Below are 21,543 nucleotides of genomic sequence, written 5' to 3'. Positions count from 1 at the left end.
GTAGGCTCTCAGGTGAGGAACAACAGCGGACCGGACCAGCCTGGAGCGGTGCGGTGCAGCGTTGCGTCAAGGAGGTCCCGTGACCGGGCAAGGCGAGGTCACCATCATGTTCAGCCGCCCGCGCGACCGCGCGCAGCGAAGCGAGGTGCAGGCGTGACCAAGCAGATCCGTCAACTCGACCGGGTGGTCATCCGGTTCGCCGGTGACTCCGGCGACGGCATGCAGCTGACCGGCGACCGGTTCACCTCGGAGACGGCGCAGCTCGGCAACGACATCTCCACACTGCCCAACTTCCCCGCCGAGATCCGGGCGCCTGCCGGCACCCTGCCCGGCGTGTCGAGTTTCCAGGTTCACTTCGCCGACTACGACATCCTCACCCCGGGCGACGCGCCCAACGTGCTGGTGGCGATGAACCCGGCGGCGCTGAAGGCCAACCTGGCCGACCTGCCGCGCGGCGCGGACATCATCGTCAACACCGACGAGTTCACCAAGCGCAACCTGGCCAAGGTCGGCTACCAGGTCAGCCCACTGGACGACGACTCGCTCGCCGGGTACGTCGTGCACCCGGTGGCGCTCACCTCCATGACGGTCGGCGCGCTCGCCGCGTACGCGGTGTCCAAGAAGGACGCCGAGCGGTCGAAGAACATGTTCGCCCTCGGCCTGCTCTCCTGGATGTACTCCCGGCCGTACGAGTCGACGCTGCGCTTCCTCGAGCGCAAGTTCGCCGCCCGTCCGGAGCTGGTCGCGGCGAACGTGGCCGCCTTCAAGGCCGGCTGGAACTTCGGCGAGACGACCGAGGACTTCGCGGTCCGCTACGAGGTCAAGCCGGCGAAGATGCAGCCGGGCACCTACCGCAACATCACCGGCAACGCGGCACTCTCGCTGGGTCTGGTCGCCGCCGGGGTGCGCTCCGGGCTGCCGGTCTTCCTCGGCGCGTACCCGATCACGCCGGCGTCGGACATCCTCCACGAGCTGAGCAAGCACAAGCGCTTCGGCGTGCTCACCATGCAGGCGGAGGACGAGATCGCCGCGGTCGGCGCGGCACTGGGCGCGTCGTACGGCGGGTCGCTCGGTGTGACCACCACCAGCGGGCCGGGCGTCGCGCTCAAGAGCGAGACGATCTCCCTCGCGGTGGCCCTGGAGCTGCCGCTGGTGATCGTGGACGTACAGCGCGCCGGCCCGTCGACCGGCATGCCGACCAAGACCGAGCAGGCCGACCTCAACATGGCGCTGTACGGCCGGCACGGCGAGGCGCCGGTCGCGGTGATCGCGCCGCGGTCGCCGTCGGACTGCTTCTTCGCCGCGCTGGAGGCGGCCCGGATCGCGCTGACCTACCGCACTCCGGTGATCCTGCTGTCCGACAACTACGTCGCCAACGGCTCGGAGCCGTGGCTGCTGCCGGACGTGGAGTCGCTGCCCGACCTGCGGGTGGAGTTCGCCACCAGGCCGAACGGCGAGGACGGCACCACCTTCCTGCCCTACCTGCGTGACCCGGAGACCCTGGCCCGCCCGTGGGCGATCCCGGGCACGCCGGGTCTGGAACACCGGATCGGTGGCCTGGAGAAGGCCGACAAGACCGGTGACATCTCCTACGACCCGGCCAACCACGACTTCATGGTGCGCACCCGCGCGGCCCGGATCGAGACCATTCCGGTGCCGGACCTCGAAGTGGAGGACCCGGACGGCGACGCCCGCGTGCTGGTGCTCGGCTGGGGCTCGACGTACGGGCCGATCGGCGCCGCGTGCCGGGGGCTGCGTCAGCGCGGCCTGTCCATCGCCCAGGCGCACCTGCGGCACCTGGCCCCGATGCCGGCGAACGTGGGCGAGGTGCTGCGCTCGTACGACCGGGTGGTCATCCCGGAGATGAACCTGGGCCAGCTCGCCCACGTCATCCGGTCCCGCTACCTGGTCGACGCGATCAGCTACAACCAGGTCCGCGGCCTGCCGTTCACGGCCTCGGAGCTGGAGACGACGCTGGAAGAGGTGCTGAAGAATGTCTGAGCCCGTCGCCCTCAAGCTCACCGCCAAGGACTTCAAGTCCGACCAGGAGGTGCGCTGGTGCCCCGGCTGCGGCGACTACGCGATCCTGGCGGCCATCCAGCAGTTCATGCCGGAGCTGAACATCCCCCGGGAGCGGACCGTCTTCGTCTCCGGCATCGGCTGCTCGTCGCGCTTCCCGTACTACATGAACACGTACGGGATGCACTCGATCCACGGCCGCGCTCCGGCGATCGCCACCGGCCTCTCGGTGTCCCGGCCCGACCTGTCGGTCTGGGTGGTGACCGGTGACGGTGACGCGCTCTCCATCGGCGGCAACCACCTGATCCACGCGCTGCGGCGCAACGTCAACCTCAAGATCCTGCTCTTCAACAACCGGATCTACGGGCTGACCAAGGGGCAGTATTCGCCCACCTCCGAGGTCGGGAAGATCACCAAGTCGACCCCGGCCGGTTCGGCGGACGCCCCGTTCAACCCGCTCTCGCTCGCCCTCGGCGCGGAGGCCAGCTTCGTCGGCCGGACCATCGACTCCGACCGCAAGCACCTCCAGTCGGTGCTGCGGGCCGCCGCCGAGCACGAGGGCTCGGCCTTCGTGGAGATCTACCAGAACTGCAACATCTTCAACGACGGGGCGTTCGACCAGCTCAAGGACCCGTCCACCCGGGACGACTACCTGATCCGACTGGAGCACGGGCAGCCGGTCACCTTCGGTGCCGACGGGCGGTTCTGCGTGGTGCACCCGCCGGGCGGCTTCGGCCTGGAGGTCCGGGAGACCAGCTCGGTGCGCCCGGAGGAGATCGTCGTGCACGACGCGACGGTGGCCGACCCGGCGTACGCCTTCGCGCTGTCCCGGCTGCCCGGCCTGGACCTGCGCAACACCCCGATCGGGGTGTTCCGCTCGGTGGACCGGCCGTCCTACGACAGCGTGGTGCAGAGCCAGCTCGCCGCCGCCAGGGCGACGGTCACCGAGACCCCCGAGCAGCAGCTCGCCGGCCTGCTGGGCAGCGGCGACACCTGGACGATCCTCTGATCCGTACGGCATGACGAGAGCGGCCGCCCCCGACGGGGACGGCCGCTCTCGTCGTATCGGCACTGCTCAGCGCTGCGCGGAGGCCGGCAGCCAGAGGTTGTCGATCTCCTTCTCGGTCGCCGCGAGGCTCGCCTCGTGCAGCGGGATCAGCTCGGCCATCGTCGGCACCGACGGCGCCAGGGTCAGCTCGGTGCTGATGAAGCGCGGCTCCAGGCCGGTCATCGAAAGGCCGTGCGGGAGCCACTGCTCCGCGTGGTCCCAGCCGTGCCGCGGAGTGCCCTCGCCGTAGCCGCCACCCCGGGTGGCCAGCACCACGAACTCGCGGCCGCCGAGCAGGCCCTCCTGCGTCGTCGGGTCGTACGTCAGGCCGGCCACGATCAGGTGGTCGACCCAGGACTTGACGCTGCTCGGCGCGCCGTAGTTGTAGAGCGGCAGGCCGAGCAGCACGACGTCGGCCTGCTTCACCTCGTCGACCAACCGCTTGCTGAGCTCCCAGGATTCGCGCTGCGCCGGGGTGTGCTGCTCCGGCGGCGTCATCCGGGCCAAGCCGCCCGCCGCGTCCAGGTGCGGCAGCGGCTCGGCGCCCAGATCCCGGTACGTCACCGTGCCGCCGGGGTGGGCGGCCTGCCAGGCGGCGACAGCGCGCGCGGTGAGCCGCCGGCTGACGGACCACTCGCCGCGGATGCTCGAGTCGATATGCAGAAGATGCATCATTCCCCCTCCAGGGATCGTATGTGAAGCACCAACTATTTATAGCAGGACGATGTTCCGCCGAGTCGGTAGACTGGGTCACATGCCCGCCCCGCCGCTCGGCCCCTCGGAGCACCGCTCGGGGGCGCTGCTGGACCATCTGGCCCGGCGGATGCGGTTACGGTCCGAGTCGGTGCTGGCACCGCTGGGCCTGCGTCCGCGGCATCTGGTCGCACTCACCGTGCTGCGGGACGGCGGCGGAATGAGCCAACAGGCGCTCGCCAACACCCTGGAGATGGACGGCACCAACATCGTCGGGCTGCTCAACGACCTGGAGGCGGAGCAGCTGATCGAGCGGCGACGCTCGCCCGAGGATCGTCGCCGGCACGTCGTCGAACTCACCGGAGACGGGGCAAAACGCCTCAACGAGGCCGAGTGCGCCCTGGCCAGCGCCGAGAACGAGGTGCTGGGGGCCCTGGAGCCCGACGAGCGGGAGAACCTCTACCTGCTGCTCCGGCGGGCCGCCACCGGGGCAACGGTCAACTGCGGTGCGTCGATCTTTTCGGACGAGTCGCCCGACGACAGGTGCTGACGCCGCCCCGGCGTACGGCTCAGATCGCCGAGGTCGACTGGGGGCGGTCGTCGCGGACGTGCACCAGCATGTCGCCGGTCTCGATCACCGCGGCGGCCCGGTCGGCCAGGGTGACCACCTTGCCCCGCCGGACCAGCGCGATCACCAGCGAATCCAGCTCGCGCGGCGAACGACCCACCTCGTCCCGCTCCGCCGAACGCATCGCCAACGCCATGCCCTGACCCGGGGTGAGCAGGTCCTCCACCACGTCGATGAGCGGAGGCGCCGAGGTGGAGAGACCGAGCAGCCGGCCGGCGGTGGCCGAGGAGACGATCACGTGGTGCGCGCCGCTCTGCTTGAGCAGCGGGGCGTTCTCCGCCTCCCGGGCGGCGGCGATGATGCGGACCTGCCCGGCGGTGAGCTGTCGCACGGTCAGCGCCACCAGCACCGAGGCGTCGTCACTGTCGGTCGCGATGATCACTGCCTTCGCGTTCCGGACGTGCGCCTCGTTGAGCACGGACGACCGGGTCGCCGAGCCCTCGATCGCGACCAGTCCGGCCGAGGTGGCCTGTCGCAGGGCGGGACCGCTGCGCTCCACCACCACGATCCTCGACCGGTCCAGGCCGTTCTCCAGCAGGGCGGAGACCGCGCTGCGGCCCTTGGTGCCGTAGCCGCAGATGATGACGTGGTCCTTCACGGTTCTCCTCCACCGCGACAGGCGACGGCCGGTCCGGTACTGCTCGGTCAGGACTTCCAGGGTGGTGCCGACCAGGATGATCAGGAAGAGCACCCGGGCGGGCGTGACGAAGAGGACGTTGACCAGCCGGGCCGACTGCGCGGCCGGCGTGATGTCGCCGTAGCCGGTCGTGGAGAGCGAGACGACCGCGTAGTAGAAGCAGTCGAGCAGCGTCAGGCCGTCCTCGTTGACGTCGCGGTAGCCGTCCCGGTCCAGGTAGACCGCGGTGACGACGGCGAGGACCAGGCCCAGGGCCGCGGCGAGCCGCAGGCTCAGCGCGCTCAGCGGGCCCCGGCGCTGCGCGGGAAAATGGATCACCGTCGAACCTGCTCCGCCACCGTCGCCTGCACGCCCACAACATAGCGGGTATGCCGCGATCCGCACCCCCGGGTGGCCGGGCCGGGCAACCGATCGCGGCGCCGGACCCGACTACCGGGCGACAGCGACGAACCGGTCGAGGCCGGCAGACGGAGGGGGCACGAACCTCGTGACGAGAAGCGGCGAACGCGGCGGCGGGGCCGATGACGAGTACACCGAGTACATCCGGGCCCGGATGGTCCAGTGGCGGCGGACCGCGTACCTGATGTGCGGGGACTGGGACCGGGGCGACGACATCCTGCAACGGGTGCTCACCGACCTGTACCGCACCTGGGCGCGGGCGCGCCGCGCCGACCACCTGGACGCCCTGGTGCGCACCATGCTGCTGCGGCGGCTGATCGACGAGCGGCGCCTGCGCTGGTCCCGGGTCCGGCTCGGGGCCGCGCTGCCCGAACGGGCCACCTCCGCCGCCGACCCCACCGACCGGATCACGCTCGTCGACGCGCTGCGCCAGGTCCCGCCCCGTCAGCGCGCGGTGCTGGTGCTGCGGTACTTCCAGGATCTCAGCGTCGAGGAGACCGCCCGGGCCATGGGCTGCACGACGGGGACCGTCAAGAGCCAGGCCGCCAAGGGGCTGGCCACCCTGCGCGCCCTGCTCACCCCCAGCCTGACCGGCAACTGAGAGGAGCGACGAAATGCTGGACGAACGCCAGATTGGCGGCCTGATGCTCGCCGAGGTCGAGTCGGCGGAGACACCCTCCCGGGTGCTCGACCTCGACCGGGCGATGAGCACCGGGCGCCGCCAACGTCGCGCGGCCCGCGGCACCAGCGCGGTGCTGCTCGCGGTGGCGCTGACCGTGGGCGCACTGACAGTGCCCGACCTGCTGAACCGGGATCGTCCGTCGGCCACCATGCCGTCCGACGACGGTGGCAAGGAAGGCGCTACCGGCCTGCCGGCGGCGCTGACCACGGTCGACCCCGAGCGGGTGTACGTCCGATTCGGCTGGCTGCCGGACGGCATACGCAATCTGCAGTACCAGGCCGGGCTGTCGCTCGCCGACCCCGGCGCCGGACCGGGAGCGCAACGACGAGTTGGGCGCGTGTACCTCAGCGCGACCAGCAGCCGCAGCGGCGACCAGTGGCACGGCGTAGCGCTCACCCTCTTTCCGAAGGGGGTGCCGGCCCCGCCACCGCAGCGGGACAGCGGGCAGCCGGCCACCGTGATCGGCACCAGTGCCGGGCCCGAGCTGAACGGCGCGGCGAGCACCTTCGTCACCTACACCGGGGCGGAGGCCCCGGAGGCGGTCCTGCGCTGGCGGTACGCCCCGGACGGCTGGGCCCAGCTGCGGGTGATCGGAACAGCGGCAGACACGACGGACACCGCCGTGCGGGTGGCCCGGTCCCTGCGCTTCGGCGACGGCCCGGTGCAGCTGCCGGGAAAGGTGGCTGGCGTCCCGGCCGGCCTGCGCCTGATCGCGGTCGACGTCACCGAGTCGCTGGAGCAGCCCGGGTACTGGCACGCCAGCACGCAGTGGTCCCCGGGGTCGGCCAGCGCCGAACCCGGCCGGCAGCGCGCCCGCACACTCAGCGTCAGCATCTCCCGATACCGGCACGTCACCGACCCGTCTGACAAGGCATACGTCGACCCGAACACCACCGTCGACGGACATCCGGCGAAGTTCGGCGGACAGGACGGCAACGAGTCGCTGACCGTGTACGACGTCAACGGGGCGACAGTGCGGATCGACGACGACGCGCTGCTGCCCGCTGGCGGCACCCGGGCCCTGTTCCGCGCGGTCACGCTGGTGCCCGAGCCGGCCACCTGGCACACCCACCTGCGCCGATGAGGCGTCGGGCCCGCGCCGACGTGGCGGCGCGGGCCCGCACGGGTCGGCCGCGAGGGCCGGGAACGGGCATGATGGGGGTGTCTTCGGACGACGACCGCGAAAGCGAGGCCCGCATGTCCCTACTGCGACGAGTGATCGGCGGGGTGCTGCGCCGACTGCGCCAGAGCCAGGGCCGCACGCTGCGCGAGGTGTCCGCGGCCGCCGGCGTCTCGGTGCCGTATCTGTCGGAGGTGGAACGGGGTCGCAAGGAGGCGTCGTCGGAGGTGCTCGCGGCGATCTGCCGGGCGCTGGGCATCCGCCTCTCGGACCTGCTCGAGGAGGCACGCGACGACCTGCGCCGGGTCGAGCCCCGCGTCCCGGCCGCACCGCGTGCGGTGTTGACGCGGCTGGAGCGGGTCGAGGTGGCTCGACGCGAAGCCGGCCACCAGACGCTGCGGGTGGGCCCGCGCACCACCGGGCCGATCCTGCACCGGGGGCCCGGGGCGACCGGGCCGACCCTGCGCGTCGGGGCGACGGCCTCCGCCGGTGGCTTCCGCCCCGGTCCGCGTACCGCCGCCCTGCTGGGCTGCGCGCGGGCCCGGGCGGCTGCGCGGCGGCTGACCGCCGCGTAGGCCGCGCCGGTTCTGCCATCGGCGGATCTGCCACCGGCAGAATCCCTGGGCCGGCCACCACCGCCGCACGCACGCTGGATGGGTCGGTCCACGGGCGGCCCCGCCGCCCGCCGGCGCGGTGAAAGGCGGCGCAATCATGGGGTACGGCGTGTGGATGCTGGACGGCGGGCAGGCGTCCTTCGGTGACCAGGTGTTCGAGCGGCTGTTGCGGGAGCGGATCGTCTTCCTCGGCACCGAGGTGACCGAGGAATCGGCCAACCAAATCTGCGCGCAGATCCTGCTGCTGGCCGCCGAGGACGCCGAGCGGGACATCTACCTCTACATCAACTCGCCGGGCGGCTCGGTGAGCGCCGGGATGGCGGTCTACGACACGATGCGCTACGTCCGCAACGACGTGGCCACGTTGGCGCTGGGGTTCGCCGGGTCGATGGGGCAGTTCCTGCTCTGCGCCGGTGCGGCGGGCAAGCGGTATGCGCTGCCGCACTCGCGGATCATGATGCACCAACCGTCCGGCGGGATGGGCGGCACCGCCTCGGACATCACCATCCAGGCGGAGAACATGCTGCACGTGAAGCGGACCATGCAGGAGTTGATCTCCCAGCACAGTGGACGGACGCTGGCCGAGATCCAGCGGGACTGGGACCGGGACCGCTGGTTCACCGCCGAGCAGGCCCTGGAGTACGGCCTGATCGACCACGTGCTCGCGCGCGCCGAGCAGCTTCCGGCGGTCTGACCCCGTGCCAATGCCGGACGCGACCCCCTCGATCCGCGTCCGACCAGGCACGGGACGGACCCGCAGTAGTACCCGCCCTGCTATGTCCGAGCCTATTCCCACCGGTGGGAATCGGCTCGGCATGCGAGGCGCAGCGCATTTCCACAGATTCCCGTTACAGAGATCTACATAAATATCCGTGTCCGGTGGCTGGCGCCCGCGCTCGCTCTGGAGACGTTCCGCCGCAGAGGTTCGGGGCCGCGCGGGACGTGATGCCGGCGAAAATCGACTGGCGGTCGCCCGTTAGGGTCACGTCTATGCGTCGACTGATCCCAACCCTTTCGATCGCCCTCGCCGCCGCCCTCGTGGCGGGCTGTGGCACGAGCTCCGGCGGCGACTCCTCCGCGCCCCCAGCCGCCCCGGCGACGTCCAAGGCCGACCCGGTCACCGCCATTCGGCAGGCCATGGATCGCAGCCTGGGCGGCACCGTCACCATGGACGCCTCGATCAAGGCGGGCAGCCAATCGATCACTCTCAGCGGAAAGATGGATCCCGCCTCCCGGGCGGTCCAGGTCACCGGTAATGCCCCGGAGCCGATGGAGGCCCGGCTGATCGGCGACGCCGCCTACATCAAGTCGGACTCGCTCGAGGGCGAGAAGCCGTGGATGAAGATCGACCTCACCAAGCTCCGGCCGACCAGTTCGCTGCGCCAGTCCTTCGACATCGGGTCGCAGACCGGCATCGTCGGCGGCATCGTGTCCGCGCAGGAGGTGGGCGGCGGCCGTTACACCGGCACCGCCGACCTGGGCAAGGCGGCCGAGGCCGCCAGTACCGATGGCGGTATGCGGCAGGGCCTGGAGTCGTCGGCGAAGCTGGCGAAGGACCCGAAGGCGATCCCGTTCGAAGCGACTGTCGACGCCGACGGCCGCCTCACCGCGCTGTCGTACACGATCGCCACGAAGACCGTGGGTGATCTGGTCACCGACATGCGGATGAGCGGCTTCGGCGAGAAGGTCACGGTGACGGCGCCGCCCGCCAACGAGACCGAGGCGGCCTCCGCGGAGATGTACAAGTTCCTCTGACCCCGACAGAACGCGGTGCCCTCCGGATGATCCGGGGGGCACCGACCGTTCCTGCGGGATGACCGTCGCGGCGCTCAATCATCGCGATCGGCCGTGTGCACGACCGGTGGTTGGGCGCGTGGACCACCCGTAGGCACCAGCGACCCGGCCGGCCCGCGTCGTCGGCGCGGCTGCCGGCCGGGTGCTACCGCTGTCAGGAGGCGCAGGTGTTGAGCATGCTCTGTAGCGCGGACTTCTCCGAGGACTGCAGGGTGAGGCTCCAGTTGTACTTCACGGTGATCCACATCTTGCTGTAGGTGCACCGGTACGACGACAGGGACGGCTGCCAGGTGGAGGGGTCCTGGTCGCCCTTGGCCTGGTTGACGTTGTCCGTCACCGCGATAAGTTGCGGGCGGGTGAGGTCGTTGGCGAAGCTCTGCCGACGGCTGGTCGTCCAGGAGTTGGCGCCGGAGCGCCACGCCTCCGCGAGGGGCACGACGTGGTCGATGTCGACGTCCGAGGCCGCCGTCCAGGTCGCGCCGTCGTACGGGCTGTACCAGCGGCCGGAGGTGGCCGCGCAGGAGCTGTCGACGACGACCGAGGTGCCGTCGCGCTTGAGAACCTGCTCGCGGGTGTTGCAACTGCCACTGACCGTGATCCAGTGCGGGAACAGGTCACGCGAGTAACCGCTGGTCGAGCCCTGCGCCGCCACGGTCAGGGCGTTGAGCTGCGACTGCGCCGTCGCCTTCGACGGGATACCGGGAGGCGTGGCCGAGGCCGGTTGCGCGTTCACGACGGCCAGGCAGGCCCCCGCGAGGGCGGCGACCGCGATCGCCGCGACGCGGTGCGTGGCACGCGGAAGGGAGGTGACAGAGGACGCGATCGGCATGAGCGGCAGCCTTTCGTCAGGGGGTGGACCGCAACCGTCCCTGACGATCACGTCGATCGAAGGTCATGCGCGTGAAGGTTGTCCGTCCGGTCATTGAGCATTCGGCTTCCTCCGGTGTCCACACTCCTCTGTGGTGTGGACACGGGCGAAAGCCGCTCGGCAGTGACCTGGCTTGACCTGCGCCGCCAAGCTCGCTGCCACGTCCAGGAGCTGACCGCATCGACAACTACTTGCGCTGCTTCGATGCGGCACTATGCACCATGCGTGCCGGACAGGCCGGCATGACGCGAGCCGCCCGCCCCTTCCTGCGCAGCCCGCTCGATCTTCGCCCGGTACGCCTCACGGGCCGCCGTGTCGATCTGCTCCTCGTACTCAGGCCTCACCCCGGTGCGGCCGTCGAGTTGCTCACGCAGGATGTCGGCGTGCCCGGCATGCCGGGTGGTCTCCTGAAGGACGTGGATCATGATGGCGAACAGCTTGACGTCCGACCGCGACCACCATGGCACGTGGCCGGGCGCATCGAGGGGAAGCGCTTGAATCGTCGCGTCCGCATGCCCCCAGGCACGCTGATAGAAGTCGATGATCTGTTCGCGGCTCTCGCCCGGGGTCACCCACAGGTCACTGCCGTCCGCGTCCTGCCATCGCCCCAGCGCATCCGGGGACGGGCGGCCGAAGACCGCACCGAAATACCAGGCCTCCAACGTCGCCATGTGCTTCACCAGGCCGAGGAGGTTGGTCCCCGTCGCTGTCAGGGGACGCCGGATGTCGTACTCGGACAGGCCGTCGAGCTTCCAGACCAGTGCCTCCCGGATCCCCTTGAGCCGGCCATGCAGGCAGTCCTTCGCGAAATCATCGATCACGGGACACGAGCTTGCCATCCGACAGCGAGCGGAGCACCTCGGACCTCACAGCGCCGTGGTTCGTAACTCGCCGACACGAATCCGACGACGGCCTGCAGTGCCAGGCCCGAGGTTCAACCTCTCACGGCGTGCTCGTCGCCGCCCGCCGTCTCGGACATGCCAACGCGAGCGTCACCACCCGGCACTACGCCCGCGCGATCGACTCCCGCGATGCCGAGGTGGCCGCTCACCTGGACAAGGTCGGACGGCACGATCGGGCACGAAGTCCCGGCCGGAGGGAAAATGAACGGTGATCAAGGCTCTGACCTGGTGCCCCCGGCAGGATTCGAACCTGCGACACACGGTTTAGGAAACCGATGCTCTATCCCCTGAGCTACGAGGGCGCGAGTGGCCAGTCTAGCGACCTGGGGTTCACCTGGAAGGGCAGGGAGTGGCCCACGCTCACCCACGTTCCCCGGACCGCTGTTCGCCCAGCCCAGGACCACACGCCGAGCACACGAACCGCGGTATGCGACCGGCGGTCGGCCGCAGTGATCCGCGTTGGCACCGGTCCGCCCGGGTTGGCATCCGCTGGAGAGCACACCGCGCACATCACCGAAGATCATGTGGGCTGCCCACTCCCCCGGCTGGGCGTCGCTTGCCACGGGAGATTCGACCAGATCGTCATCAGCCGGGGCCCCAGTGCTTTCGAACGCGCAACATCAAGAGGTGTCCGGACGCTCATAGTCCATACACACGTGGACGGTGGCGCCCGTTCACGACCCGATCAGGAACAGCACCCCCGCGGCGACCAGCCCGGCTTCCACCAGGAGCACAAACAGCCGATCGCTGATCCGACCGACGATGGCTTTGCCCACCCACGTCCCGGCCAGCGTTGCCGGGGTCAACGCCACCCCGAACAACAGCACCCGGCCCGTCAGCAGGTCCCCCGCACCGTAGGCGGCGATCTTCGACAGGTGCATCGTCAGCGCACCGGCCGCCTCGGTGCCGATGTACGCCGCCCGCGTCAGCCCGTACGCGAGGAAGAAAGGCGCCGTCAACGGCCCCACCGAACCCAGCAGCGCCGAGCCCAGCCCAGATGCGGCCCCCACCGCGGTGAAGCTGCGATCAGCCGGCTTGCGAGGGTGCGGATTGCGTCGCCGCCAGATCACCACCCCGATCAGGAACGCCCCCAACAGGCGCTTGAGTGGCCCCAGCGGCGCGTGCGCCAACAACAGTCCGCCGGCGACCGCGAGCGGCACCGCACCCAGCGCGAACCAGCCGATCAACGGCCAGTGCAGCTCCCTCCGGTTGAACCACACCCGAAACGCGTTGCTCGACACCTGCGTCAAGGTCAACATCGGCACCGCCACCCGCAGCCCGAACAGCGCGGTGAACACCGGCAGCAGCAACACCCCACCACCGAACCCGGCCACTGCGGACAGCAGTGCCAGCAGAAAGGCCGCCGCCGAGGCGAGCAGCAGCGTTCCCACCGGATCACCGGTCATCGGATCGCCGTCAGTCGCGGATGCCGGCCGCACGCAGGACCGCGCCGAGTCCGGCCGAGCTGCCAGGCCAATGCCGACCCAGCGCCTGCACCCCGGCGCGGCGGGCCACCGACCGCAACGCCAGAGCCACGATGATCGCATCATCGGCGTAGCCGATGACCGGGATGAAATCAGGAATCAGGTCGATAGGAACGGCAAGATAAGCCAGCAGCAACCACAGCCGCACCCGCACCCCGCCAGGCAGGCTCTTGTCGCCGGCCAAGCGTTTCAGCAGGCGCAGCAGGTCCGGCAGCAGCCGCAGCATCTCGCCGAGGCCGGGGCGCTCATAGCGCCGCCCGGCTAACAGCAACGCCGCGATCAGCGCCAACCACACCACGAGCAGGCCGACGGCGGCACCCACAGCGATCTTCCACACGGCGTCCATCAGATGCCGACTGTACGGCGCTGCAAAGGCGCCGGCGGGAGCAGCCGCTCGGCTGTGGCTATGCCGGCGAGCCAGGAGGCCACCGGCCACAGGTCGTGCTGGCTGGCGCGGATGACGGCGGCGAGTGCGGCAGGGTCACCGGTGCCGGCGCGCAACGCCACCCGGCCAGCTTGTCCGGGTGGGCGAGGTGCCGGGCCGGCTGGCTCACCGGGCGGCGTCGGCCGCTGTGCCGGGCGCGTTGGCGAGCACCGCGGCCAGGTCGGCCGGGATCGGCATCGGCTGGGTCAGCGGCACCCGGGCGCGGCCGGTGTTGCCGGCCGGATAGCGGCCCAACGCGGACCCGGGCCCGGCCACGGCAAGGCGAAGAACCTGTCCGACCGCTTCGACGCGGTCACGTTCGCGCAGAGCGCGGCGCAGCATGACGGCGTGGACCACCGTGTGCGGCCACGGCCACGGCTGCGACAGGATGTGCGCGCGTTCGGCGGCCCGCCACGCGGTCGCCGCATCGGTTGCGACCCGGGCGGTGGTCAACTCGGCGTTGAACGCGGCCCGCACCGCGGGCGGCATCCGCCGCCCGACGGCCAGTGCCGTCATGTCGCATCCGCCGAGCAGCAGGAGCAGCCCTGCCGGCTCCCGCACGCGTCACTCTCGCCGGCACCGTGTCCATCTGCGGCGGTACCGGCGGGGGTGTCAGCGAGGGGCGCGGTCAGCGGGACGGCGCAGCAGGCATCACCGCGCCACGCCTCACGGCCTTCCTTCACCGCCACGGCGGCGATGACCAGCGCGGCGACGGGGTCGGCCCAGGACCAGCCGAACAGGCTGTTCACTCCCAGACCCACGAGCAGGACCGCGGACAGGTATGTGCACAGCAGGGTCTGCTTGGAGTCGGCGACCGCCGAGCGCGGTCGACGACGCGATCGTGCCAGCGGTGACCGCCACAACCGCCTCGATGACGTTGTAGGTGATCGTGGCGGCGACCAGCAGCCGCACCCGACGGGCGAGCACCTGCCGGCGCGCCGGCGACGGCCCTGCCGATGCCAGGTCGATCAGGGGCAGGGTCATCAGCGGCAGCCCTTCTCGTCGGAGTCCGGGCAGGCGGCCGGGTCGACCGCCAGCACGAGGCCGAGCAGGTCTGCCAGGGCATGCGCCAGGCGGGCGTCGGCCAACTCGTAGCGGGTGCGACGGCCCTCCGGCACGGCGACGACCAGCCCACAGCCGCGCAGGCACGACAGATGATTCGACAGGTTCTGCCGGGTCGTGCCCAGCAGTTCGGCCAGTTCCGCCGGATAGCCTGGCCCGTCGCGTAGCGCGAGCAGCAGGCGCGCCCGCGTCGGGTCGGACAAGGCATGGCCGAAGCGGGCCAGCACCTGCCCGTGCGTCAACGTCTCCACGGTACAGGTAGTATTGATAGATTTGCATGTCTCTTTGCCTTCGGGTATGAAGGCTGCAAGCACGTCCGGGTGCTGGTTCCTGGGGAGGAGCGACAATGAGAGATGCCCTGCGCCGCCTACGAACGGTGGCGGTCGCGCTCGGCGCCGGCACCCTCGGGCTGAGTTTGCTGTCGGTACCCGCCGCCGAGGCGTACTCGGTTCAACCTCTCGCACCGCACTCCGAGCGGGCACCCGAATCCGAGCAGTTCTCCGCCGAAGGCGTCACCACGGTCGGCGAACTACGGACCATCGGCGGCTCGCTGTCCTACGCCCAGGACGGCGGGACGCAGATCATCCGGCACCCCGGCGCGTCGTACGTCAAGGTGCACTTCAGCTCACTGCGCCTGGCCCACGGCGACCACGTGACCGTGTCGAGCCCCGACGGCCGGGAGAGCTACCGGTACGACCGCTACCTGAACCGGGCGACCGGCGCGGACTACACCACCGACGGACAACCGGGCTTCTGGGCGATGTCGGTGGAGGGCGACACCGCGGTGGTGAGGTTGCACAGCAGCCGCGCTTCCCGCGGCGCCGCCGCCACCATCGACCGGTTCTGGCGCGGCTACGACCGCACCGAGATCACGCAGCACAACGTCACGACGCAATCCGTCTGCAGTACCGACGCCCGCCGCGACGTGGTCTGCTACCAGACCAGCCACCCCAACGAGTACGCCCGGGGCAGGGCGGTGGCACGGCTGCTGATCAGCGGCGGTGGGATGTGCACCACGTGGCGGGTTGGCAACACCAACCGCATGCTGACCAACAAGCACTGCTTCTCAACACAGTCCGCCGTCAGCGGCAGCGAGATGCAGTTCAACTACCAGTGCGCCACCTGTGGCGGCGCGAACCCTGGCGCCGGCACCAAGGTCAGTGGAGCCACCCTCTACAAGGTGAGCAGCGGCGGCTCCAACCAACTGGACTACACCCTGTACTCGGTGAACAACTTCGCCAACATCCAGGCGTTCGGCACCCTGTACCTGGCGACGACCGCCACCACCACCGGCACCCGGATGTACGTTCCGGGGCACGGCGACGGCAGCCCGAAGCGACTGTCGATCTACGAGGACACCCAGAACGGTGCGACCTGCAGCGTGCGCAACGCGAACTACAACACCTGGAACATCAGCTACAGCTGTGACACCTCGGGCGGCAACTCGGGCTCGCCGGTGCTGAACGCCAGCCACCAGGTTATCGCCCTGCACCACCTCGGCGGGTGCCCGTCGAACCAGGGCGCGAAGGCACACCTCATCTACAACGAGATCGCCAGTCTGATCGACAACGGCTGACGACGGGCCGTCGGGGTGCGGTGCGCCCCGACGGCACCCCGGTATCCACGGTCACGACCGCAACGGTCGGGCCGCCCAGTCGGCGGCCACCTCGTGCGGATCACCGGTCCGGAACAGCGGCGGCTCGTGCAGCAGGAAATCGCGGTGGCTGATGTTCCAGGCGTACGCCCCGGCCATGGCGAAGGCCAGCACGTCCCCCACGCCGATCGGCCCGACGGTGGCCGACCGGGAGAGCACGTCCTTCGGGGTGCAGAGCTGGCCGACCACGGTGACCGGCCCGCCGTCCGTGCGCGGGCCGTCGGCATCGCGTCGCCGGTGCACGCTGAACGGCTGCGCGTGCCCCTTCGCGGCGGGCGTACGCAGGTGGTGGGTGCCACCGGCCACCACCACGAACCACTCGCCGTAGGAGCGTTTCACGTCGATGACCTCGGTGACGTACGCCCCGCAGTAGGCGGTGACCGACCGGCCCGGCTCGATCCGCACCCGTAGGCCCGGGTACGCGTCGAGTATGTCCGCCAGCGCCCGGCCGTAGCTCACCCAGTCGAAGCGTGCCGCCGGGTCGGCGTAGTCGACGGTCATGCCCCCGCCGACGTCGACCTCGGCGGCACCGATCTCGGCGACGGACCAGCGGATCACGGCGGCGGCGACCGCGCCAGCGAGCGGGGCGTCCAACCCGCTGGCCAGGTGGGCGTGGACTCCGCGTACGTCGATGCCGGCGGGCGGGCGGCGGGCGCACTCCACCGCGTCGGCCGGGTCCATGCCGAACGGGCTGGGCCCACCGCCCATGACCAGGCTCGCGCCGGGCGCGGCCACCGGCAGGTTCACGCGCAGCAGCACCCGGGCCAGCGTGCCCGAGGCGGTGGCCAGCGCGCCGAGGCGCCGCAGCTCGGCCGGCGACTCGACGTGGATGCGGTGCACCCCGGCGGCGAGGGCGGCGATGAGGTCCTCGTCGGTCTTGCCGGGCCCGGCGTACGCCTCCGGTGCCCGACCCGGCAGCACCTCGGCGAGCCTCCGCAGCTCGCCACGGCTGGCGGCCTCGAACCCGTCGACGACCGGGGCGAGGGTTCGCAGTACGCCCGGGTCCGGGTTCGCCTTGACCGCGTAGAGCAGTTCGACCCCCTGCGGCAGCGCCGCGCGAACGGATCGGGCATGCGCGGCCAGCCCGTCGAGGTCGTGGACGTAGACCGGTCGGGTCACCGTGGCCCGCCCATCGGGTTCGGCACCGGCACGAACGGGGCGGCACGGTCGGCGTCGCGTCGCCACCGGACCAGCAGGTTCGCCTTGGCCACCAGCGGCTCCCCGCTCAACAGTGCGCGCAGCTCCGGCGGATCGCCGAGGTCCGCCGACACCGCCTCGACGACCGCTCGTAGCTCCTGCCACAGCCGCAGCTCGATCCCCGGCCGCGCGTCGGCGAGCGCGCCGCAGACGCCGCCCAGGTGGTTGACAAACAGGCAGTAGACGATCCGGCGGCGGGCGTCCCGGGGACCGTAGCCGACCTGCGGCGGGACGCCGTCCGGCCAGGTGGCCCACCGGTCGGTGGCCAGCTTCACCCCCTCCAGGTCCCGCAGCAGCATCCGTACCGGACGACGCTCGTGGTCGAGGACCACGACCACGTTCTGCAGGTGCGCCTCGTGCACCACGCCGTGGCGGAGCCAGCTCCGCAGCACCGCCGGCACCAGCAACCCGATGTACGCGCGCCACCAGGCCACCGCGTCCGGTACGGCCAGTGGAGTGGCGGCCAGCGCCGCCGCCAGCATCGGGGTGTCCCCGGGTCGCAGGTGCGGGCGCAGGCCGGTACGCAGGATCGTCCCGTACGCCTCGTCGGCGCCCGGCAGGTCGACCGTGCGGTACGCGGGCTCGGCGAGCAGCCCCACCCCGGCCGGCATCGGCACCCGGGCCAGCAGCTCGGTCAGGGCGACCGCGCCGGTGAGTTCGTATCGTGCGTTCTTGCGCAGGCAGTTGGTGATCCGCACGTGCAGGCTGGTCTTGACGAACAGGTCGGCGTCCGGGGCGTAGAGCGTTCGGACACTGGCCGTCGGCCGTACCGGAACACCGGCCGGGCCGAGGAGGCGAAGCCGCGCATCCGCTGGCGGGATCAGTGACAGCTGCCAGGGGTGCACCGGCAGCACCCGGTGCCCGGCCGGGGGTCGCGGCGGGTCGAGGGCGGTGATCAGTGGGTCGAACGGCCCGGCACCGGCCACGAGGTCGTCCGGGACGGCGAGCCAGTGCAGCCGGAACGCGGTACGCAGCTCCGGCGCGTAGGCCCGCCAGCTGTCCGGGTCACCGCTGCGCCACTTCGGCGCGGGGTGGTGCGGGTGGCCGAAGACCAGCGACTGCTCGGATTCGACGTACGCGTCGATGGCCGGCTCGCCGGTGGGGGTCGGATCGTGTGCCGGACGCTCGGCGAGCAGCCGGGCGACGGTGTCGCGGCTGGCCTGGACCTGCCCGAGGAACTCGTCGTTGATCTGGCCGGTACGGGCGGCGAGTTCCGCCGCGACCAGACCGGCCAGCCCGTCCGCGTCCAGGTTGTCCCACCGGCCGTCGTCGGTCCTGCGCTGCACCGGGCCGGTGTAGTGGTGCGCGCCGAGCGGCGAGGTTCGCGCGAGGGCGCAGCGCAGTGTCACGTCGAGGTGCCGCAGCAGCAGGCGTTCCGCTCCACCGACCACGGTGGCGTCGCCGTCGGGGAGGGCGATCTCGCGCATCAGGCAGCCGAAGACGGTGTGGGCGGCGGCCAGGTCGGCGAGATGGCTGGTGTCGGCGCCCGGCCGGGAGCGCAGCTGTGCGCTCGTCATCGTGTCTCCCGGAGGTAGTTCGGGCCGGTGCGCCGGTAGTACTTGTTGATGTCGGCGCAGCCGAGCCGCTGCTTGGGCAGCAGGGTGCCGGCGGTGAGCATCGCCTTGATGGGCAGGTGGGCGACCTGGAGGACCCGCTCGGTGAAGGATCGCGCCGCCGGCCCGTCGCCCCAGCGGTCCCGGGCCTCGGCCAGCCGGGGCGCGAGTGCGGCGGCCGGTGACGGCACGGGCAGTCCTCTGGCGGCCAGGGCGATCAGGGGCGCCGCAGCGGCCAGGTGCAGGGTGATGGTGATGAACACGTCGGCCAGCTCCTGCGGGTCGCGCGCCCACATCCGCTCGTCGCGCAGCGGAAGCCCACCGGCGCCGCGGTGCCGGAGGTCCAGGCGGGCGCCGTCGTTGTCCTTGTAGAGCAGCCCGATGGTCCCGTCGGGGTGCGCCAGCAGGTGGATGTTCTGCGGGTGCGCCTCGAGGGCGACCCCGTGTCGTAGCCAGAGGCAGACGTGCCAGTCGAGCAGAAGGTCCAGGTACGACGCGAGCAGCGCCTCGGGCTGGCCGGGGCTGATCCGTTCGAGGACGGTGCCCGTGACCGGGTCGGGTGCGGCGAGGGCGGCGACCGGCACCACCTGGACCCCGGCCAGGTCGCGCGGGAACCGGCGCAGCAGGAAACCACGGCGTTCGTCGCCGTCGACGTACGCGTAGGTGCTCTCGTCGGCGTGCCGGATTCGGCCGGCGAAGGCCGGTTCCGCGGCGGCGATCCGGTCGAGCAGCCCGGCGACCGTCGCGCCGTCGGCCAATGAGCCCGGGTGCAACGTCCGCCGGTTGCGGGCGCCGAGGCTCGCGGTCGGCAGTGGCAACTTGAGGTGCAGGTACGGGTCGTGGTCGAGCGCGACGGTCCGCATGGACAGGGTGGGCCGCGCGGAGATCACCGGCAGGTCCGCCACCGGTAGCGCGTCGCGTGCCGCGGTGAGCGGATGCACCGGCATCAGGAGCTGATCCGGACGCGGCGCCGGCGGCCACCACGCGGGAAGGTCACCGGCGAGGGTCACCTCCCCGGCGGAGGCGGCGTACCAGCGCAGTGCGAGGCGCGGCGCGTGCTCGGGTGCGTACCGGAGAAGGTCGTCGTCGTCGAGCCCGTGCCGGCATCGGTCGGTCGGGTAGACCGGGTGGCCCTGGTGCGCGGCGAGCACGTCGTCCAGGAGCGCGGCCGGCATGCCGGTCGGAGTGACCGCGCGGTCGGCGGCCACGGCGGCGAGCACCCGCGGCCGTGCGCGGGCGGCGAGCCGCCGGGCCCGCAGGTCGGCTCGACACTCGGCACCGAAGTCCCGCCAGCCTGCCTCGGCCTCGACGTCGCCCTGCGGAGCGAGCAGAGTCAGCAGACCGTCCAGTGTGTCCGTCACGTGGGTGTCGTCGTCGGCCACGACGTGCACCACCGGTGCGGCACCGCGTAGGGCCTGCTGGAAGCCGTCCGCGCGCACGGGAATCCGTAGCAGCCCGGCGGTGTGCGGAACCTCCCACCAGTCCGTCGCGGCCGGACGGCCCCGGCTGAGCAGGCCGAGGTGATCCTCGCGGAGCAGGGCGTCGAGCACCCGGAGGAACACCTCCCGCTCACAGTCGTCGCTCACTCGACAATCGTCCACTGGAGGTCGCGGCGGAAGGCGGCCAGCGACGCCCGGACGGTCGCCCGGTCGGGGCCGATCGCGTGCAGCACGGCCAGGTAGTCGCGGTTGGTGCCGGTGCGGTCGGCGGTGCGGCCCACCTCGCGTAGCGGTCGGCAACCCAGCCGGACCCCGTCGTGGGTCGTGTCCAGTGGGCCGGGTGCGGCCGCGAGCCGGCCCGTCCGGTCCGCGCAGACGTACTCCACCCGCGCGTACCGGTCGACGGTGGCCGGCAGGTCGAGAGCGGCCAGCGGCTCGCCGAGGTGCAGCCGGATGACGTACTCGAACAGCGGTACGCCGAGCAGTTCGGCGAGGATCAGGTCCATCCGGTCACCGATGAGGCGGTAGTTGACCTCGATCAGGCGGACCCGGTCGTCCTGGACGACGTACTCGGTGTGGCAGGCGCCGAAGCCGACCCCGAGCGCGTCGAGCCGTGCCCGTAGCTGGGTGCGGGTCTGTTCCTCCGGCGGCGACCAGTCGAGGCTCTCCTCGGTGAAGGTCGGTGGCGGCCCGAGATGGGTACGCCACCCGCCGAGGACGGCCACCGCCGTACCGTCGCCCAGGGTGTCGTACGTCCGCAGCTCGCCGGGGAGGTACTCCTCGACCACCAGGGCCACGTCCGGCCGCCGGCCGCGGATCTCGGCGATCCGGGCGGACAGCTCGCGGTGGTCGGCAACGAGGTAGGCGTCCTCGCTGGCCACGCCCTCGCGGGGTTTGACCACCGCCGGGAACATCTCGGCCGACACCCCGGGCGGGGCGCCGGGGCCGACGGTGACGGAGCGGACCAGGTCCAGCCCGGCGGCGGCGACCGCCGTGCGGGCCGCCGCCTTGTCCTTGCAGAGACGGGCCGCGTCGGGATCCTTGCCGGGCAGACCGAGCTTGCGGGCGGCGATCGCGGTCACCTCCTGGAGGTGGTCGCTGTTGGACAGCAGCGCCGCCGGTCGGTCGGATGCTGTCGCCGCGACCACCGCTGCCGCGTCCCGGATCGGGCACCGGGTCACGGGCGCGTCGGCCGGCCACTGCTCGGGTCGGTCGGTCAGCACGGTGACCGGCAGCCCGAGCGAGGCCGCCGCCGGGAGGAACCCGTCCATGACGGCGTCGGTGGGGTTGAGCGCGGTGAGGTACAGCCGCATGCCGCCTCCGTCG

The 21,543-nt window shown here is 71.5% G+C and carries 22 protein-coding genes, 1 tRNA gene and 1 pseudogene; 9 read left to right on the top strand and 15 right to left on the bottom strand.

The features are described 5' to 3' along the window. Nucleotides 1–153 precede the first annotated feature (153 nt). Both AB0K07_RS04120 and AB0K07_RS04115 read left to right on the top strand, forming a co-directional pair. Nucleotides 154–2,001, top strand: a complete 1,848-nt coding sequence (locus AB0K07_RS04120) for a 2-oxoacid:acceptor oxidoreductase subunit alpha (protein ID WP_363750816.1) — start codon at nt 154–156, stop codon at nt 1,999–2,001. Then, nucleotides 1,994–3,028, top strand: coding sequence for a 2-oxoacid:ferredoxin oxidoreductase subunit beta (locus tag AB0K07_RS04115; RefSeq protein WP_363750814.1), 1,035 nt, complete (start codon nt 1,994–1,996; stop codon nt 3,026–3,028). The genes AB0K07_RS04120 and AB0K07_RS04115 overlap by 8 nt, the downstream gene beginning before the upstream one ends. 66 nt (nt 3,029–3,094) lie before the next feature. Here AB0K07_RS04115 and AB0K07_RS04110 read toward each other — a convergent pair whose 3' ends face one another. Continuing rightward, nucleotides 3,095–3,739, bottom strand: coding sequence for an NAD(P)H-dependent oxidoreductase (locus AB0K07_RS04110; protein WP_363750813.1), 645 nt, complete (start codon nt 3,737–3,739; stop codon nt 3,095–3,097). An 82-nt stretch (nt 3,740–3,821) separates the two neighbouring features. On the opposite strand from AB0K07_RS04110, the gene AB0K07_RS04105 reads away from it, so the two are divergent. Then, a complete protein-coding gene (locus tag AB0K07_RS04105) occupies nt 3,822–4,310 on the top strand; it encodes a MarR family winged helix-turn-helix transcriptional regulator (protein WP_363750811.1) in 489 nt (162 codons plus the stop codon). Between the two features lie 19 nt (nt 4,311–4,329). Here the strand turns inward: AB0K07_RS04105 and AB0K07_RS04100 are convergent, their stop codons facing one another. Beyond that, nucleotides 4,330–5,343, bottom strand: coding sequence for a potassium channel family protein (locus AB0K07_RS04100; protein WP_363750809.1), 1,014 nt, complete (start codon nt 5,341–5,343; stop codon nt 4,330–4,332). A gap of 169 nt (nt 5,344–5,512) precedes the next feature. Here AB0K07_RS04100 and AB0K07_RS04095 point away from each other — a divergent pair, with 169 nt between their 5' ends. From AB0K07_RS04095 to AB0K07_RS04075, 5 genes are all read left to right on the top strand, one after another. Then, nucleotides 5,513–6,025, top strand: coding sequence for a SigE family RNA polymerase sigma factor (locus tag AB0K07_RS04095; protein WP_363750808.1), 513 nt, complete (start codon nt 5,513–5,515; stop codon nt 6,023–6,025). A 13-nt stretch (nt 6,026–6,038) separates the two neighbouring features. Then, a complete protein-coding gene (locus AB0K07_RS04090) occupies nt 6,039–7,190 on the top strand; it encodes a hypothetical protein (protein WP_363750806.1) in 1,152 nt (383 codons plus the stop codon). A gap of 113 nt (nt 7,191–7,303) precedes the next feature. Continuing rightward, nucleotides 7,304–7,801 (top strand): helix-turn-helix transcriptional regulator, encoded by a 498-nt coding sequence (locus AB0K07_RS04085; protein WP_363750804.1) that lies wholly within the window; start codon nt 7,304–7,306, stop codon nt 7,799–7,801. A gap of 136 nt (nt 7,802–7,937) precedes the next feature. Beyond that, entirely contained in the window at nt 7,938–8,534 is a 597-nt protein-coding gene (locus tag AB0K07_RS04080) for an ATP-dependent Clp protease proteolytic subunit (RefSeq protein ID WP_363750802.1), read from the top strand. A 296-nt stretch (nt 8,535–8,830) separates the two neighbouring features. Then, nucleotides 8,831–9,595 carry a hypothetical protein gene (locus AB0K07_RS04075; RefSeq protein WP_363750800.1) on the top strand — a complete coding sequence of 255 codons (765 nt, stop codon included), beginning with the start codon at nt 8,831–8,833 and terminating at the stop codon, nt 9,593–9,595. Between the two features lie 193 nt (nt 9,596–9,788). Here the strand turns inward: AB0K07_RS04075 and AB0K07_RS04070 are convergent, their stop codons facing one another. The 9 genes and pseudogenes from AB0K07_RS04070 to AB0K07_RS04030 all read right to left on the bottom strand — a co-directional run bounded on the left by AB0K07_RS04070 (nt 9,789) and on the right by AB0K07_RS04030 (nt 14,625). Further along, nucleotides 9,789–10,463, bottom strand: a complete 675-nt coding sequence (locus tag AB0K07_RS04070) for a DUF1524 domain-containing protein (protein ID WP_363750798.1) — start codon at nt 10,461–10,463, stop codon at nt 9,789–9,791. Between the two features lie 251 nt (nt 10,464–10,714). Further along, a complete protein-coding gene (locus tag AB0K07_RS04065) occupies nt 10,715–11,323 on the bottom strand; it encodes a DinB family protein (RefSeq protein WP_363750797.1) in 609 nt (202 codons plus the stop codon). A gap of 307 nt (nt 11,324–11,630) precedes the next feature. Next, nucleotides 11,631–11,706 (bottom strand) — tRNA-Arg (locus AB0K07_RS04060). Nucleotides 11,707–12,078: 372 nt separating this feature from the next. Next, the gene (locus AB0K07_RS04055; protein WP_363750796.1) at nt 12,079–12,810 is read right to left on the bottom strand and encodes a sulfite exporter TauE/SafE family protein; all 732 of its coding nucleotides are present in this window, start codon (nt 12,808–12,810) and stop codon (nt 12,079–12,081) included. Nucleotides 12,811–12,820: 10 nt separating this feature from the next. Beyond that, the gene (locus tag AB0K07_RS04050) at nt 12,821–13,234 is read right to left on the bottom strand and encodes a YkvA family protein (RefSeq protein ID WP_363750794.1); all 414 of its coding nucleotides are present in this window, start codon (nt 13,232–13,234) and stop codon (nt 12,821–12,823) included. After that, entirely contained in the window at nt 13,234–13,395 is a 162-nt protein-coding gene (locus AB0K07_RS04045) for a hypothetical protein (protein WP_363750792.1), read from the bottom strand. The genes AB0K07_RS04050 and AB0K07_RS04045 overlap by 1 nt, the downstream gene beginning before the upstream one ends. 43 nt (nt 13,396–13,438) lie before the next feature. After that, on the bottom strand, nt 13,439–13,873 hold the full coding sequence (locus tag AB0K07_RS04040) for a DUF3703 domain-containing protein (protein ID WP_363750791.1): 435 nt from the start codon (nt 13,871–13,873) through the stop codon (nt 13,439–13,441). Next, nucleotides 13,825–14,296 (bottom strand): annotated as a pseudogene (locus AB0K07_RS04035) (hypothetical protein). The gene AB0K07_RS04040 and the pseudogene AB0K07_RS04035 overlap by 49 nt, the downstream one beginning before the upstream one ends. Further along, a complete protein-coding gene (locus AB0K07_RS04030; protein WP_363750789.1) occupies nt 14,296–14,625 on the bottom strand; it encodes a metalloregulator ArsR/SmtB family transcription factor in 330 nt (109 codons plus the stop codon). The pseudogene AB0K07_RS04035 and the gene AB0K07_RS04030 overlap by 1 nt, the downstream one beginning before the upstream one ends. 95 nt (nt 14,626–14,720) lie before the next feature. On the opposite strand from AB0K07_RS04030, the gene AB0K07_RS04025 reads away from it, so the two are divergent. Further along, nucleotides 14,721–15,950: a trypsin-like peptidase domain-containing protein gene (locus AB0K07_RS04025; protein WP_363750787.1), complete on the top strand. Its 1,230-nt coding sequence runs from the start codon at nt 14,721–14,723 to the stop codon at nt 15,948–15,950. A gap of 51 nt (nt 15,951–16,001) precedes the next feature. Here the strand turns inward: AB0K07_RS04025 and AB0K07_RS04020 are convergent, their stop codons facing one another. Genes AB0K07_RS04020 through AB0K07_RS04005 form a run of 4 tightly spaced genes read right to left on the bottom strand, consistent with a single transcriptional unit; the run spans nt 16,002 to nt 21,530 of the window. Then, a complete protein-coding gene (locus AB0K07_RS04020; RefSeq protein WP_363750785.1) occupies nt 16,002–17,147 on the bottom strand; it encodes an alanine racemase in 1,146 nt (381 codons plus the stop codon). Beyond that, complete coding sequence (locus AB0K07_RS04015; RefSeq protein WP_363750783.1) at nt 17,144–18,742, bottom strand: IucA/IucC family protein; 1,599 nt, start codon at nt 18,740–18,742, stop codon at nt 17,144–17,146. The genes AB0K07_RS04020 and AB0K07_RS04015 overlap by 4 nt, the downstream gene beginning before the upstream one ends. After that, complete coding sequence (locus AB0K07_RS04010) at nt 18,739–20,364, bottom strand: IucA/IucC family siderophore biosynthesis protein (RefSeq protein ID WP_363750781.1); 1,626 nt, start codon at nt 20,362–20,364, stop codon at nt 18,739–18,741. Before AB0K07_RS04010 ends, AB0K07_RS04015 begins: the two co-directional genes overlap by 4 nt. Further along, entirely contained in the window at nt 20,361–21,530 is a 1,170-nt protein-coding gene (locus AB0K07_RS04005) for a siderophore biosynthesis protein (protein ID WP_363750780.1), read from the bottom strand. Before AB0K07_RS04005 ends, AB0K07_RS04010 begins: the two co-directional genes overlap by 4 nt. Nucleotides 21,531–21,543: the final 13 nt, after the last annotated feature.

Source organism: Micromonospora sp. NPDC049301 (assembly GCF_040678715.1).
Lineage (GTDB): Bacteria > Actinomycetota > Actinomycetes > Mycobacteriales > Micromonosporaceae > Micromonospora.
This window is presented reverse-complemented; position numbering and strand designations above follow the sequence as displayed.